General features: G+C 71.7%; 11 protein-coding genes and 1 pseudogene. All 12 read left to right on the forward strand.

Translation table 11 applies throughout. The annotated features are described in order from the left end of the window. Positions 1-189: 189 nt before the first annotated feature. Positions 190-1,518, forward strand: a complete 1,329-nt coding sequence (locus DQW85_RS02250; protein ID WP_113698779.1) for a bifunctional folylpolyglutamate synthase/dihydrofolate synthase — start codon at positions 190-192, stop codon at positions 1,516-1,518. Further along, positions 1,518-1,859 (forward strand): DUF4233 domain-containing protein, encoded by a 342-nt coding sequence (locus DQW85_RS02255; RefSeq protein ID WP_113698780.1) that lies wholly within the window; start codon positions 1,518-1,520, stop codon positions 1,857-1,859. The genes DQW85_RS02250 and DQW85_RS02255 overlap by 1 nt, the downstream gene beginning before the upstream one ends. Before the next feature lie 65 nt (positions 1,860-1,924). Then, positions 1,925-3,751 (forward strand): MFS transporter, encoded by a 1,827-nt coding sequence (locus DQW85_RS02260; protein WP_113698781.1) that lies wholly within the window; start codon positions 1,925-1,927, stop codon positions 3,749-3,751. A 333-nt stretch (positions 3,752-4,084) separates the two neighbouring features. Next, the gene (gene ndk / locus DQW85_RS02265) at positions 4,085-4,495 is read left to right on the forward strand and encodes a nucleoside-diphosphate kinase (protein WP_101789909.1); all 411 of its coding nucleotides are present in this window, start codon (positions 4,085-4,087) and stop codon (positions 4,493-4,495) included. A 231-nt stretch (positions 4,496-4,726) separates the two neighbouring features. Beyond that, positions 4,727-5,758, forward strand: a complete 1,032-nt coding sequence (mreB, locus tag DQW85_RS02270) for a rod shape-determining protein (RefSeq protein ID WP_113698782.1) — start codon at positions 4,727-4,729, stop codon at positions 5,756-5,758. Further along, positions 5,758-7,077, forward strand: coding sequence for a rod shape-determining protein MreC (mreC, locus tag DQW85_RS02275; protein WP_113698783.1), 1,320 nt, complete (start codon positions 5,758-5,760; stop codon positions 7,075-7,077). The genes mreB and mreC overlap by 1 nt, the downstream gene beginning before the upstream one ends. Further along, entirely contained in the window at positions 7,074-7,538 is a 465-nt protein-coding gene (gene mreD / locus DQW85_RS02280) for a rod shape-determining protein MreD (RefSeq protein ID WP_113698784.1), read from the forward strand. Before mreC ends, mreD begins: the two co-directional genes overlap by 4 nt. Further along, complete coding sequence (gene mrdA / locus DQW85_RS02285) at positions 7,535-9,580, forward strand: penicillin-binding protein 2 (protein WP_113698785.1); 2,046 nt, start codon at positions 7,535-7,537, stop codon at positions 9,578-9,580. The genes mreD and mrdA overlap by 4 nt, the downstream gene beginning before the upstream one ends. Then, complete coding sequence (gene rodA, locus DQW85_RS02290; protein ID WP_205314804.1) at positions 9,577-10,743, forward strand: rod shape-determining protein RodA; 1,167 nt, start codon at positions 9,577-9,579, stop codon at positions 10,741-10,743. The genes mrdA and rodA overlap by 4 nt, the downstream gene beginning before the upstream one ends. Before the next feature lie 44 nt (positions 10,744-10,787). Further along, positions 10,788-12,698: a TIGR03960 family B12-binding radical SAM protein gene (locus DQW85_RS02295; RefSeq protein ID WP_113698786.1), complete on the forward strand. Its 1,911-nt coding sequence runs from the start codon at positions 10,788-10,790 to the stop codon at positions 12,696-12,698. Between the two features lie 151 nt (positions 12,699-12,849). Further along, positions 12,850-13,632 (forward strand): TIGR03936 family radical SAM-associated protein, encoded by a 783-nt coding sequence (locus DQW85_RS02300; protein ID WP_113698787.1) that lies wholly within the window; start codon positions 12,850-12,852, stop codon positions 13,630-13,632. Between the two features lie 470 nt (positions 13,633-14,102). After that, positions 14,103-14,892, forward strand: a pseudogene (locus DQW85_RS45550) (hypothetical protein); the annotation flags it as partial.

Raw genomic sequence — 14,892 nt, forward strand, 5'->3', positions numbered from 1 at the left:
ACTGCACTCGGGAGGGTGTGGGAGAGTAGGTCACCGCCGGACAATTGTTGGGGGAGGGGTTTCACCTGTGAGGGTGGGACCCCTCCCCTTTTTTTGTGTCCTCAAGGGACCTGGCCCACCGGCGTGGGGAGTGGTCCGTGAGGTCAGTAGGGTTGAGGCGTGGACTATCGTGCGGTTGAACGCGCGATCATGGAGCGCGGCGTCGAGTGGGACTTCGAGCCGACGCTTGACAGGATCGCGGCTCTCATGGACCTTCTCGGCTCGCCGCAGCGGGCGTACCCCGTCATTCACATAGCCGGCACCAACGGAAAGACCAGCACGGCCCGGCTCACCGAGGCGCTGCTCAGGGAGCGAAACCTGCGCGTGGGGCGGTTCACCAGCCCCCACCTGGTCTCGGTACGTGAGCGGATCACCGTGGACGGGGAGCAGCTGAGCGAGGAGCGGTTCGCGCAGGTCTACGAGGAGATCCGCCCGTACGTGGAGCTGGCCGACACGCAGGGCCGCCGCATCCAGTTCTTCGAGCTGCTCACGGCCATGGCGTTCGCCGCTTTCGCCGACACCCCGATCGACGTCGCCGTCGTGGAGGCGGGCATGGGCGGCTCGTGGGACGCGACGAACGTCGCCGACGGCACGGTTGCCGTCATCACGCCCATCTCGCTCGACCACACCGATCGCCTCGGACCCGACATCCCGAGCATCGCGGGTGAGAAGGCCGGCATCATCAAGCCCGGCGCCACCGCCGTGCTCGCCCAGCAGGAGCTCGAGGCGGCCGAGGTGCTGATGCGCCGGGCCGGTGACGTCGGCGCGGTGGTCGCGCGCGAGGGGCTGGAGTTCGGCGTGCTCAGCCGCGAGGTGGCGATGGGCGGCCAGTTGCTGACGCTGCGCGGCCTCAAGGGCGTCTACGAGGATGTCTATCTGCCGCTCTACGGCGCGCACCAGGCGAGCAACGCGGTGACCGCGCTGGCCGCCGTCGAGGCGCTCACCGGAGGTGACGACCCGCTCGACATCGAGCTGGTACGGCAGGCGTTCGCGCAGGCATCATCCCCGGGGCGGCTGGAGGTGGTCCGGCGCGAGCCCACGGTCGTGGTCGACGCCGCGCACAACCCGGGCGGCATGCAGGCCACGCTCGAGGCCCTGCACGAGGCGTTCGACTTCGCCAAGGTGATCGGCGTCGTCGCCGTCATGCGTGACAAGGATGTGGACGCCCTGCTGGAGCTCCTGGAGCCGATGCTCGAGGAGGTCATCGTCACCCGCAACTCCTCGCCGCGCTCGTTGACCGCGGAGGAGCTGGCGGGGCTCGCCGCGCCGATCTTCGGCGAGGACCGGGTGCACGTCGTCGAACGGCTCGACGACGCCATCGACAGAGGCATCGCGATCGCCGACGCCGAGGGCGAGTTCAGCGGCACGGGCGTGTTCATCACCGGCTCGGTGGTGACCGCGGGAGACGCCCGGCACCTGCTCGGCTCGGTGGTGACCGCGGGAGACGCCCGGCACCTGCTCAACGCGGAAGGTGTGTGATGAGGTTCCAGGTCACGCCCGGGATGCGCCGGCTCGGCGCCAGCGTGCTCGGCATGGAGGCCATCGTCGCCGGCCTCGTCATTCCCGTGGCGATCAGCGTCGGCGGTGTCCTGCCCGTGCTGGCCGTGACCGTCGGCGCCGGGCTGGCAGTGCTGTGCGTCGTGGCCGCCGGGCTGCTCAAGAAGCCGATCGGCTACCTTCTGGGCAGCGTCGCGCAGGTGGTGGCCATCGCCACCGGATTCCTGGTGCCGACCATGTTCTTCCTCGGAACGATCTTCGCCGCGCTGTGGATCACCGCGATATTCGTCGCTCGCCGTGTCGAAGGCGTGACTTCCCGCTAAAGTCGGCGGACATGGCCGTCCCCCCGATTCAGCGGTCCCCGAACGAGCCAGCCACGGGAACCGCCGTGAGCACCAGGTTCCCCTGGCTGCTCGACGCCGTGCTCGCGCTGCTCGTCGTGGCGGCGCTGCCCCTGGCGATCGTCTCCATCCCCAACACCGTCTCCGTGGTCGGCGACCTGCTGCCGGACGGTTTCGACCGGCTCGGCCTCATGCGCGCGCACGGGCTCGCCCTGCCCGCCATGATGCTGACCGTGCCGCTGGCCGCGGTGGCGCTGGGCCGGGCGAAGGTGGCCCATGTCATGATCGCGGGGCTGCTGATGCTCGCGCTGGCCGACACCTTGGGCGGCTACGCGGGCTCGACGTTCCTCGTGGGCGTCCTGCGGGTGTTCCACGGCATCGGCGCGGGCCTGCTCATCCCCGCCACGCTGGTCGCGGTCTGGGAGCGCCCACCCGTGCTCCGTGCCCTCTGGACCGGAGTGCTGGCCCTCAGCCTCCTCAGCGCCCAGGCGCTCGCCCTGTGGCCGCTCGACGGTGTGAACGACTGGAAGGTCACGCTCCAGCCGTACCCGATGCTGACCGGGATCACGCTGGCCCTGGCCGCCGCCTATCTCGTCGTCTGGCAGATGCGCGGCCGACGGCCGGCGCCGCTCCCGCAGCCGAAGGAGCGCAGCCGCCTGCTGCTCGCGACCATGCCCGCCGCGGGCATCGCGGTCGTGGCCATCAGCACCGCGAGCGAGGACTGGCAGGCCAACCTGGTGATCCTGGTGGCGGTGCTCGCGATGGTGGCGCTGCTCGCGCTCGCGTCCATCGGGACGAGGGAGGGCCGTACGCTCGCCTACGCCATGGTGGCGGTGGGCGCCGTGCTGCTGCCCAGCATCGCCCAGGTGACGTATGTGGAGATGGGCGGGCTGGGCGGGCCGGGGCTGAAGGGGCTGTGGATCCCGTTCGCCGTCGCCGGGCTGCTGGCGGTGGCCGCCGCGGTGCTGGTGTGCCTGTTCGCGGGAGACGCGGGGAGGTGGCTCACGCCGCTGGGGCTGCTGGCCATGGTGGTGGGCCTGTGCTCGGTCCGTGTCGTGGTGCCCAACCCCGACGGGCTGGTGCTGGTGGTCCCGTTCACGCTCCTCGCGGTGGGGGCCGCCGTCGCGCTCACGGCGGCGCTGCGGCCCGCGGGGTTCGGGGCCGCGCTGTTCGGGCTGGCGCTCTGCCTTCCCGGCGTGCTGGCGGGCTACCTGCTGGGCACCGGGGTGCAGATGGCGATGTTGCGGGGGGTGGGGGCGCCGCAGGAGCTCGTGGACAGGTTCGTGGGCGCGTTGCACCTGTGGGCGCTGATCGGGGGCTTCCTGGTGGTGGCGGTCATCGTGCTGGCCGCCCTGCTGGCCCGCCGCACGCCCGCCGGCGACGGCCCCGACGACGACACCCTGTCCGGTACGGCGGACGAGACGGGCCCGGATCCGGGTCGGGACCTGGGCCTGGACGAGGCGGACGAGGCGGACGAGGCGGACGAGGCCGAGAGCGCCGGGACGGGCCAGGCCGGGGCAGACGTTGGCGCCGGGATGGCCGAGGCCGAGTATGGCGGAAAGAGCCGGACTCAGACGGACGCCGCAAGGGACCGGGCTCAGACAGAGGACGCCGGAAGGGGCCGGGCCGAGGCGGACGGCCGCGGGAAGGGCCGGGCCGAGGCGGGCGATACCGAGCCGGATGGCGCTGGGAACGACCAGGTCGCGGCAGGCGGCGGTGGGAAGAGCCGGAGCGGGGCGGGGAGCGCCGGAGGGGGTGCGTCCGAGGCGGAGCCGGGTGGGGGCGAGTCGTCGGCGGAGGTCACCGGTCCCGTGCCGCGAGTCCCGCCGGTTCCGCCGCAGGCCGCCTCTCCCGAGGACGGCGGCTCGTCCTAGAGCGTCCGTCGCCAGCGTCCGTCGCGGCGTCCATCGCCAGCGTCCAGGGCGGGGCGAGCGGGCAGGGCGTGCGGGGCGGGCGGACCGGGTGTGCGGGGCGAGCGGGCACGGGTGTGCGGGACGAGCGGGCTGGGTGTCCTCGTGCGCGCCCTGGGCGGGGTTCGCGCGGGACGGTGGTACGAAGCGGGTGGGCCGCCGGTAAGCTGAGCCGCAGCTACGGCGACCGAGGCCCTCCGTGCAGGATCGCGGCGGGGGAGCCGTTCTCGACCGGGTCGTCCCGGCGCGCGTAGCCGTATCCGCGACCCCCAGACCCTGTTCGAAGGAGAACCTCAAGTGTCCGAGCGCACTCTTGTCCTGATCAAGCCCGACGGGGTGAAGCGCGGCCTCATCGGTGACGTGATCGCCCGCGTGGAGCGCAAGGGCCTCAAGGTCGTGGCGATGGACCTGCGCACCCTCGACGTCGACACGGCCAAGGCCCACTACGCCGAGCACTCCGAGCGGCCGTTCTTCGGCGAGCTCGTCGAGTTCATCACCTCGGGCCCGCTCGTCGCCCTGGTGCTCGAGGGTCCCCGCGCCGTCGAGGCCTTCCGCGCGCTCGCCGGGCTGACCGACCCGGTCAAGTCCGCTCCGGGGACGATCCGCGGCGACCACGCCCTGGAGATCGGCGAGAACGTCGTCCACGGCTCCGACTCGCCCGAGTCCGCCGCCCGGGAGATCAAGATCTTCTTCCCCGACCGCTTCTAGCCGCGGCGGAGGTTCGCCCTCCGTGCCGTCCACGGGTGCCCGCTCGGCCTCACGCGCCGAGCGGGCACCGTGCTTTAATCCGCATTTCGGGCAAAAGGGGCTTGGCGGAGAGGCGGCAGGATTTTTGAGGGGCACGTGGGCTCATTGCGCGTGCTGGTGGGTACGTCACGTTACGATTCGAATTCGGTCCGTAGTCATTGGCGTACGACATTACGGAAGGCTCCGTTCCCCATGGGCAGCAAGCTCGCGTTTCTCGGCCGTGACATGGCTGTCGACCTCGGCACCGCCAACACGTTGGTGTACGTGCGGGGCCGCGGCATCGTGCTGAACGAGCCGTCAGTCGTCGCCATCAACACCTCGACCGGCAAGATCGTGGCGGTGGGCATCGAGGCCAAGCGCATGATCGGCCGCACGCCCGGCAACATCGTGGCCGTCCGCCCGCTCAAGGACGGCGTGATCGCCGACTTCGACGTCACCGAGCGGATGCTGCGCTACTTCATCCAGCGTGTGCACAGGAGACGCCACTTCGCCAAGCCGCGCGTCATCATCGCCGTGCCCAGCGGCATCACCGGCGTGGAGCAGCGGGCGGTGAAGGAGGCCGGCTACCAGGCGGGCGCACGGAAGGTCTACATCGTCGAGGAGCCCATGGCCGCGGCGATCGGCGCCGGGCTGCCGGTGCACGAGCCGACCGGCAACATGGTCGTCGACATCGGCGGAGGCACCACCGAGGTGGCGATCATCTCGATGGGCGGCGTGGTGACCAGCCAGTCGATCAGGGTCGGCGGCGACGAGCTCGACCAGGCGGTGATCACGTTCGCGAAGAAGGAGTTCTCGCTCATGCTGGGCGAGCGCACCGCCGAAGAGATCAAGATGGCGATCGGCTCGGCCTGGTCCAACGGTGACGAGGCGCACGCCGAGATCCGCGGCCGTGACCTGGTGAGCGGTCTGCCCAAGACGGTCGTGGTGTCCGCGGCGGAGATCCGCAGGGCCACCGAAGAGCAGGTCAACACCATCGTCGACGCCGTCAAGACCACGCTCGACAGATGCCCGCCCGAGCTGTCCGGCGACCTGATGGACCGTGGCATCGCGCTGACCGGCGGCGGGGCGCTGCTCAAGGGCATGGACGAGCGGATCAAGGCGGAGACGGGGATGCCCGTCCACCTCGTCGAGAACGCCCTCGACTCGGTCGCGCTCGGTTCCGGCAGGTGCGTCGAGGAGTTCGAGGCACTGCAGCAGGTGCTCGTGCCGGAGTCGCGGCACTGATGAGAGAGTCGCGCCGGGCCCGGCTGATCCTCGGAACGCTGTTGACGGCGGCCCTGGTCATCCTGACCGTCGACCACCGCCTGGGCGGCAGCTCCCCGTTCGGGCCGCTGCGGACGGCGGGCGCCTGGCTCTTCGGCGCGGTGGAGCAGACGGCCGGATCGGTCACCCGCCCGATCGGGGAGCTCCTGGGGGCCTACGCGAACGCGCCCGGCGCCCGCGACGAGATCCAGCGCCTCGAGGCCGAGAACGCCAGGCTCCGCACCGCCCTCATCGCGGGCAGGATCGACGCGGCCCGGTCGGAGGAGCTGCGGCGAATGCTCGGCCTGGCCGGGCGGGGCGGCTACAAGATCGTGACGGCGAACGTGATCGCGCGGCGCGGCAGCCCGGGCTTCGAGGAGGCCGTCCAGATCGACGCGGGCACCGCCGACGGCATCCGGCCCGAGATGACCGTGCTCAACGGCGACGGCCTGATCGGCCGCGTCGTCAGCGCCGCCGCCGGCACCGCGACGGTCGTGCTCATCAGCGACCGGGGGTCGGCGACGGGGGCCAGGCTGGAGGGTGGCCAGGAGATCGGGGTCGTCCACGGGGTGGGGGACAACGGGCGGCTCGTGCAGTTCAGGCTGCTCGACTCGACCGCGCCGCTCGCGCCCGGCAGTCGCATCGTCAGCTTCGGCTCCCAGCACGGCACGCCGTACGTGCCGGGCGTGCCCATCGGGGCGATCGAGCGGGTGGAGGCGACGCCGGGCGAGCTGACCAGGGTCGCGTTCGCCAGGCCGTTCGCGCGTCTGAGCGCGCTCGACGTGGTCGGCGTCGTGGTGCGGGCGCCGGAGCGCGACCCGAGGGACTCGGTGCTGCCGCCCCGGCCGCAGCCGAAGAAGGAGGCCGTCCGGCCGCCCAGGCGCGACACCCTGGTCAGGCCCGAGCGGGACGCGAGGGACGCCGCGCTGCGCGGGCGGGACGCGACGGACGCCGTGCGGTCGCCCGCGCGGGACTCCACCGTCGACACCCCTGAGCAGGACCTCGGGGAGCGATACCCCGGGGAGGAGCGTTCGCCGGGGCGGGACTCGGCACGTGCCGAGGTGGACCCCGGAGGCGAGCCGGAAGGCGCGGAGGTGGCGCCGGACCGTGGTCAGGGGGAGACCGGGCGCGAGTCTGGGGGCGCCGTCCGGCCGCCCGCGCGGGATCCAGGTGACACGCGCTCGCCCGAGCGCGACCCGCGAAGCGCGCGGACACCCGGCGGCGAGTCGCGAGACTCCGTCCGGTCGCCCGCGCGCGACCAGGGAGACGGTGGGCGGTCGCGCGGGGAGGGAGGCCGATGACAGGTGTGCTGATCGTGCTGGCCACGGTGCTGGTGCAGGTCATAATGGTCAACCGGGTCGCGCTGCCCGGCGGCGCCACGCCGGATCTCGTGGTGCTGGCGGTGATCGGCGTGGCAATGGCACGTGGGCCCGCGGCGGGGGCGGTGATCGGGTTCTGCGCCGGGCTGCTGGTGGACGTCATGCCGCCGACCGCGCACCTCCTGGGTCATTACGCGTTCGTGCTGGCGATCGTCGGCTACCTCGCGGGGCGTGGCCTGGGGACACCGGTCACCACGGTGATGTTGTGCGTGGTCATCGCGCCCCTGCTGGCCGCCGGCCTGGGCGGGCTGATCTCCGATCCGCGGGTGACGGTCGGCACGCTGACCGACCAGGTGCCGCTCACGATCGCCTACACGCTGATCCTCTCGCCGATCGTGATGTGGCTGTACAACCGCGGCACCAGGCCGGGGTACGCCACATGATCAGGATCCGGACCCGGCTGTTCATCCTGCACGTCCTGGTCGTGACCCTGCTCGCGGTGCTGGCCGTGCGGCTCTGGCAGGTGCAGGTGGTGCGCGGGCAGGAGTTCGTGACCAGAGCGGCCGAGACGAGGACCCGCACGGTCATCGTGCCCGCCGTGCGCGGCCAGATCCTCGATTCCTCCGGGCGGCCACTGGTGCGCAACCAGACCGCGCTGGTCGTGTCGGTCGACAGGACGGCGCTGGTGCGGACCAAGGACGGCGGGGTGGGGGTGCTGCGCAAGCTCGGCTCGGTGCTGGACAGGCCGCTCCAGCAGTTGCAGGAGCGGATCAGGCCGTGCGGGCCGACCGTGTCGCAGCCCTGCTGGACCGGCTCGCCGTACCAGCCGGTGCCGATCGAGAAGAAGGCCGACACGCGCGAGGCGCTGCAGATCCTGGAGCGCCAGGAGGAGTTCCCCGGCATCTCGGCCGAGATCCAGTCGGTCAGGCAGTATCCGCTCGGCAAGTCGGGCGCCCAGATGCTCGGCTACCTGCAGCCGGTCACCGAGGCCGAACTGGAGAAGCGCGAGGGGTTCAAGGCCGCCTACTCCGGCGTCGACCTGGCCGGGCGCGACGGCCTCGAACAGGTCTACGACGAGGCGCTGCGCGGCAAGTCGGGACTGCGCAGGGTGCAGGTCGACAGGATGGGCAAGGCCATCGGCGTGGAGCAGCAGGTACGGCCGGTCAGCGGCGACCACCTGATCACCAGCATCGACGCCCGCGTGCAGGCGGTGACGGAGCAGGCCCTGCAGAGGGCGATGAAGAGCGCGCCGAAGGCCGACGGGGGCGCGGCTGTGGTCCTCGACGCGCGTACGGGCAGGGTGCTGGCACTGGCCAGCGCCCCCAGCTACGACCCGGAGGTCTGGGCCGGGGGCATCACGGCGAGCGGCTACAAGTCGCTGCTGTCGGACAAGTCAGGCAAACCACTGGTGTCGCGGGCCATCAACGGGCAGTTCGCGCCGGGCTCGACGTTCAAGGTCTCGTCGGTGTCCGCGATGCTGCGCGCCGGCTACCCGCTCAAGGGCAACTACCCGTGCCCGGGTTCCTACATGGTGGGCGACCGGGCGTTCAACAACTTCCGCGGCATCGGGCTGGGCACGCTGTCGCTGCACATGGCGCTGGTCAAGTCGTGCGACACGATCTTCTACCGGGCGGCGTACGAGCAGTATCTGCGCGACGGCGGGCGCAGCCCCAAGAAGACGGCCAGGGAGGTGTTCGCCAACACCGCGAGGGGCTTCGGGTTCGGCAAGCCGACCGGCATCGACCTGCCCGGCGAGTCGGCGGGGCGCATCCCCGACCGCGCGTGGAAGAAGGAGATGTGGACGCTGACCAGCGCCACCAACTGCAGGCGGGCGCAGACCGGCTATCCCGAGGAGACCGACCGGGCGCGGGCGGAGTTCCTCAAGCGGCTGGCGCACGAAAACTGCACCGAGGGCTTCGTGCTGCGGCCCGGCGACTCGGCCAACTTCTCCATCGGCCAGGGGGACGTGCTGGTGACGCCGCTCCAGCTGGCCAGGGCGTACGCGGCGCTGGTCGGCGACGGCAAGCTGCGCAGCCCGCGCATCGGCTGGGCGCGGGTGCGGCCCGACGGCACGCTGGTCGAGACCTACGACGTGCCGGTGGTGGGCAAGCTGCCGATCACGGAGAAGGAGCGCCTGTACATCAAGGACGCGCTCAGCGAGGTGGCCTCCGACGGCACCGCGGCCGGGGCGTTCAGCGGATTCCCGATGGACAAGGTGCGCATCGGTGGCAAGACCGGCACCGCGGAGGTGTGGGGGAAGGCCGACACGTCGTGGTTCGCCTCGTTCGCGCCGACGAACAACCCGCGCTTCGTCGTGGTCGCCATGATCTCGCAGGGCGGCATGGGCTCGCAGGCGGCGGCGCCGGCCGTACGGGAGATCTATGAGGGGATCTACGGCATCAAACGGCCGGCGGCGCTGCCCGACGGGAAGCCCGCCTCCAAGCTGCCCACGTTCGCGCCCGACGGGACGGTGGCCAGAGGGTGATCGAGAGCACGCTGAGGCGGGGGCGGCGGTCGTTCGCCCGGCGGGCGGTCGGCGCGCAGTCGCCGCTCTGGCGGCTCGACGGTGTGCTGCTCGTCGCGGTCGCCGCGCTGTGCGTGATCGGTACGCTGCTGGTGTGGTCGTCCACGAGGACGTGGGCGCCGGGCGCCACGGGCCTGGTCAAGAAGCACGTGCTCAACCTGCTCATCGGCACGGCGCTGTTCGCCCTGACGGCCTCGATCGACCACCGGGCGATGCGCGCGTACTCGCCGCTGGTGTTCCTGGTCAGCCTGGTCGGGCTGGTCCTGGTGATCACACCGCTGGGGGCGACGATCAACGGATCCCACTCGTGGATCCTGCTCGGCGGTGGGTTCGCGGTGCAGCCGTCGGAGTTCGCCAAGCTGGGCCTGACGTTGATGATCGCGATGCTGCTCGCCCAGCCCGCCGAGGGCGGCGACCGGCCGCGCAACCTCGACGTCGTCATCGCGCTCACCGCCTCGGCGGTGACGATGGGGCTGGTGATGGCGCAGCCCGACCTGGGCACCGCGCTGGTGCTGGCGGTCATCACGGCGAGTGCGCTGGTCATCGGCGGGGTGCGCAAACGGTGGATCGCCCTGCTGGCGTCCGTGGCCGGAGCCGGGGTGTTCGCCGTGTTCGCCTTCGAGATGCTGGAGCCCTACCAGGTGGCGCGGTTCACGGCGTTCGTGGACCCGGGCGTGGACCCGCGGGGCGTCGGCTACAACAGCACGCAGTCGCTGATCGCGATCGGGTCCGGGCAGCTGTTCGGCAAGGGGCTGTTCGAGGGCGGGCAGACCACCGGCAGGTTCGTGCCGGAGCAGCACACCGACTTCATCTTCACGGTGGCGGGGGAGGAGTTCGGGTTCGTCGGCTCGGTCACGATCGTGCTGCTGCTGGGCGTGGTCCTGCTCCGGGGGCTGAAGATCGCCAGGAAGTGCGACGACCGGTTCGGGACGCTGGCCGCGGGGACGATCGTGTGCTGGTTCGCGTTCCAGACGTTCATCAACATCGGGATGACGATCGGGATCATGCCGATCACCGGGCTGCCCCTGCCGTTCGTGTCGTACGGGGGCACCGCGACCTTCGCCAACCTGATCGCGGTCGGTCTGCTCCAGTCCATCAGGATCCGCGAGCAGTCGTTCAGCTGAGGGAGGGGACCTGCCACGGTGTGACCGCCGCTACCCTGGGACGTATGCCTGTCGAGTCGATTTTCCACCGCCTGGAAGCGCTGCTGCCCAAGGTGCAGAAGCCGATCCAGTACGTCGGGGGTGAGCTCAACTCGACCGTCAAGGACTGGGACTCGGCCGACGTCCGGTGGGCGCTGATGTATCCCGACGCCTACGAGGTGGGGCTGCCCAACCAGGGTGTCGCGATCCTGTACGAGATCCTCAACGAGCTGCCCGCGACCCTGGCCGAGCGCACCTACGCCGTCTGGCCGGACCTCGAGGCGCTCATGCGCGCCGAGGGCGTGCCGCAGTTCACCGTCGACGCCCACCGCCCGGTGCGCGCCTTCGACGTGCTCGGCGTCTCGTTCTCCACCGAGCTGGGCTACACCAACATGCTGACCGCGCTCGACCTCGCCGGCATCCCGTTGCGGGCCGTCGAACGCGGCGACGACGACCCGATCGTGCTGGCCGGCGGCCACGCCGCGTTCAACCCCGAGCCGATCGCCGACTTCCTCGACGCGGCCGTGCTGGGCGACGGCGAGCAGATCGCCATCGCCATCAGCGAGGTCATCCGCGAGTGGAAGGCCGAGGGCAGGCCCGGCGGGCGCGACGAGCTGCTCATGCGGCTGGCCGAGTCGGGCGGCGTCTACGTGCCGAAGTTCTACGACGTCGACTACCACGCCGACGGCCGCATCCAGCGGGTCGCCCCCAACCGGCCGGGCGTGCCGTGGCGCGTCCACAAGCACACCGTCATGGACCTCGACGAGTGGCCCTACCCGAAGAAGCCGCTCGTGCCGCTGGCCGAGACCGTGCACGAGCGGTTCAGCGTGGAGATCTTCCGCGGCTGCACGCGGGGCTGCCGCTTCTGCCAGGCGGGCATGATCACCAGGCCGGTGCGCGAGCGGTCGATCACCACGATCGGCGCCATGGTCGAGAACGGCATCAAGGAGTCCGGCTTCACAGAGGTGGGCCTGCTGTCGCTGTCGTCGGCCGACCACTCCGAGATCGGCGAGGTCGCCAAGGGGCTGGCAGACCGCTACGAGGGCACCAACACCTCGCTGTCCCTGCCCTCCACCCGGGTCGACGCCTTCAACATCGACCTGGCCAACGAGTTCTCCCGCAACGGGCGGCGCTCCGGGCTGACGTTCGCCCCCGAGGGCGGCTCCGAGCGGATGCGCAAGGTGATCAACAAGATGGTCACCGAGGAGGACCTCATCCGCACCGTCTCCACCGCCTACTCCCAGGGCTGGCGGCAGGTGAAGCTCTACTTCATGTGCGGGCTGCCCACCGAGACCGACGAGGACGTGCTCGGCATCGCCGACCTGGCCAAGAAGGTCATCAAGGCGGGCCGCGAGATCACCGGCTCGCGCGACATCCGCTGCACCGTGTCCATCGGCGGCTTCGTGCCCAAGCCGCACACGCCGTTCCAGTGGGCCGGGCAGGCCGACCACGAGACCGTCGACCGGCGGCTCAGGGCGCTGCGCGACGCGCTCCGCGGCGACAAACAGTTCGGCAGGGCCATCGGCTACCGCTACCACGACGGCAAGCCGTCCATCGTGGAAGGGCTGCTCTCGCGGGGCGACCGCCGGGTGGGCGCCGTCATCCGCGGTGTCTGGGAGGACGGCGGGCGTTTCGACGGGTGGAGCGAGCACTTCTCCTACGAGCGCTGGATGGCCGCCGCCGAGCGGGCCGGGGTCGACGTCGGCTGGTACACCGTACGCGAGCGCGAGGAGAACGAGGTCCTGCCGTGGGACCACCTCGACGCCGGGCTCGACCGTGAGTGGCTCTGGCAGGACTGGCGGGACGCCGTGTCCGGGGGCGAGGTCGAGGACTGCCGGTGGACGCCCTGCTACGACTGCGGTGTCTGCCCGACGATGGGCACCGAGATTCAGATCGGGCCCACAGGCCGCAAGCTCCTTCCGCTCACGGTGGTCTAGCCGCGCTCAGTGCCCGTGCCGTTCCTCGCCGTACATGATCGTGAGCTGACCAGGCGCTCCGGCGGCTTATCCTGAAACGAAGGAACTCTGAACACGGAAGGAACGACAAGCTCTGAAACCTGTTCCCGATGGGCCTCCGCCCGCGCCAACGGTGCAGCGCCTGCGCGTGCGCTACGCCAAACGCGGCCGCCTGCGCTTCACCAGCCACCGCGACATCACGCGTGCCGTCGAGAGGGCGGTCCGCCGTGCCGGCATTCCGGTGGCCTACAGCGCTGGTTTCTCGCCCCACCCGAAGATCTCCTACGCGGGCGCGGCGCCGACCGGTGTCGCCAGCGAAGCCGAATACCTCGAGATCGGCGTCACGACGCCGTGCGACCCGGAGCATGTCCGGGCCGACCTCGACGGCTCGCTGCCGCCCGGTCTCGACGTGCTGGAGGTCGTGGAGGCGGTCTCCGGGGGGCTGGCCGACCGTTTGGAGGCGTCCGAGTGGGAGGCACGGCTTCCTGGTGCGGATCCCGAGCTCGCCGGAGTGGCGGTCGAGAAGTTCCTCGCCGCCGGCGCCGTCGAGGTCGAGCGCCTCACCAAGAAGGGCCCCCGCCGCTTCGACGCGCGGGAGGCCGTGCTGAGTCTGGCGGCGCTGGCTCGGACGGGACCCGAGGGAACAGACAGAACCGCAGCTCAGGTGCCCGGACAGTCGTGTGTCATACTGCGCATGGTTGTTCGGCACATGACGCCTGCCGTTCGACCCGACGATGTGCTCACAGGGCTGCGCCTTGTGGCCGACTTCGCGCCGCCGGTTCCCCCCGAGGTGACCAGGCTGGCGCAGGGGCCGCTCGACGCCAGCACTGGTGCGCTTGCCGACCCGTTCGACCCTGACCGCGATACCACGCGCGGCGGCGGACCGGGACCGGTGAGTGAGCAGGTCGCCGGTTAAGGGAGTGCCTCGCGCGAGCGAGGCGCGACCACTGACAGGACTTGGCGCCCACGCCCCTTGACGGGGGCGCGGGCGGACAACGAAACACGAGAGCTCCTGCGCGGCGCGGCGACGCGCCCGGGAGCTGACGGGAGAACGCCCGCATGCTCGAGAACGAGCCCAACGCCGGGGCCACTGGCCCTGACGGTGAAACAACAGAACAGTCCACGTCAACCGCGACACCGCGCCGCCGGGCCAGCCGGCCGGCGGGGCCGCCGCCGGAGATTCCCGACGAGCCCGCCCAGCCCGCCCCGGTGACCGTTCCGGCCGCTCAGGCGGCCCCCGGCGGCACCCGGCAACCGTCTGACGTGGCTTCGGATGCTGCGTCGGATGCTGGGTCCGATGCCGTGTCCGATGCTGTGTCGGATGCTGTGTCGGATGCTGCGTCGGATGCCGTGTCTGATGTCGTGTCGGACGCGGTGGCGGAAGCGGTGAGTGAGGCGGTCGCCCAGGTGGAGGCCGAGGCGGCCGTCGCCGGGGCCGTCGCCGAAGGGGACGCCGGAGCCGTCGCCGAGGACAAGCCCAAGAGGGCGGCGCGCACCCGCTCCACGGCGACCACGTCGCGCCGGCGCGCCACGAGAAAGGCCGCGGAGCCGGAGGCCGGGGCCGAGGAGGGCGGGGAGCCTGTGGCGGAGCCCGCCACTCAGCCCGCCCAGCCCGCCACCCAGCCCGCCGACCAGCCCATCGCCGGGCCTTCCGGTGAGGCCGTCGCAGCGGAGGAGGCCGCGCCCGCGCCCGTGAAGAGGCGCCGCACGCGCAAGAAGGCCGAGCAGGAGCCGGTCGAGCAGCCCGCCACCGGGCCCGCCACCGGCGCCTTGGACGGATCCACCGAAGGCCCCGCCGCCGAGGACGACGTCCTGGACGTCCTGCCGGAGGACGAGCCGCTCGACGACGAGCCCGCGGGCGAGGACCTCGACGTGGAGACCGACCGGCCGAGCCTGCTGTCCGACCCGTTCGGGCTGTCGGCGCTGCACAGGCACGACCAGCCGGGCGCCGCCTTCCAGCGCCCCGCCGCGATCTTCGCGCCGCTGTTCCAGGCGCCCGACCCGACCCAGGCCAAGCCCGTACGCGTCGAGCCGGAGCCGGTCGCCGAGGCCGAGGAGCCCGCCGACGAGGCCGTGACCGAGGAGGAGCGCGACGCCTCCGACCTGGAGCAGGACGAGGAGGAGGGCGGCAGCCGCCGCCGTCGCCGCCGGCGCGGCGGCAGGGGCCGCGGCAGGC

This window comes from Nonomuraea lactucae (assembly GCF_003313395.1).
GTDB lineage: Bacteria > Actinomycetota > Actinomycetes > Streptosporangiales > Streptosporangiaceae > Nonomuraea > Nonomuraea lactucae.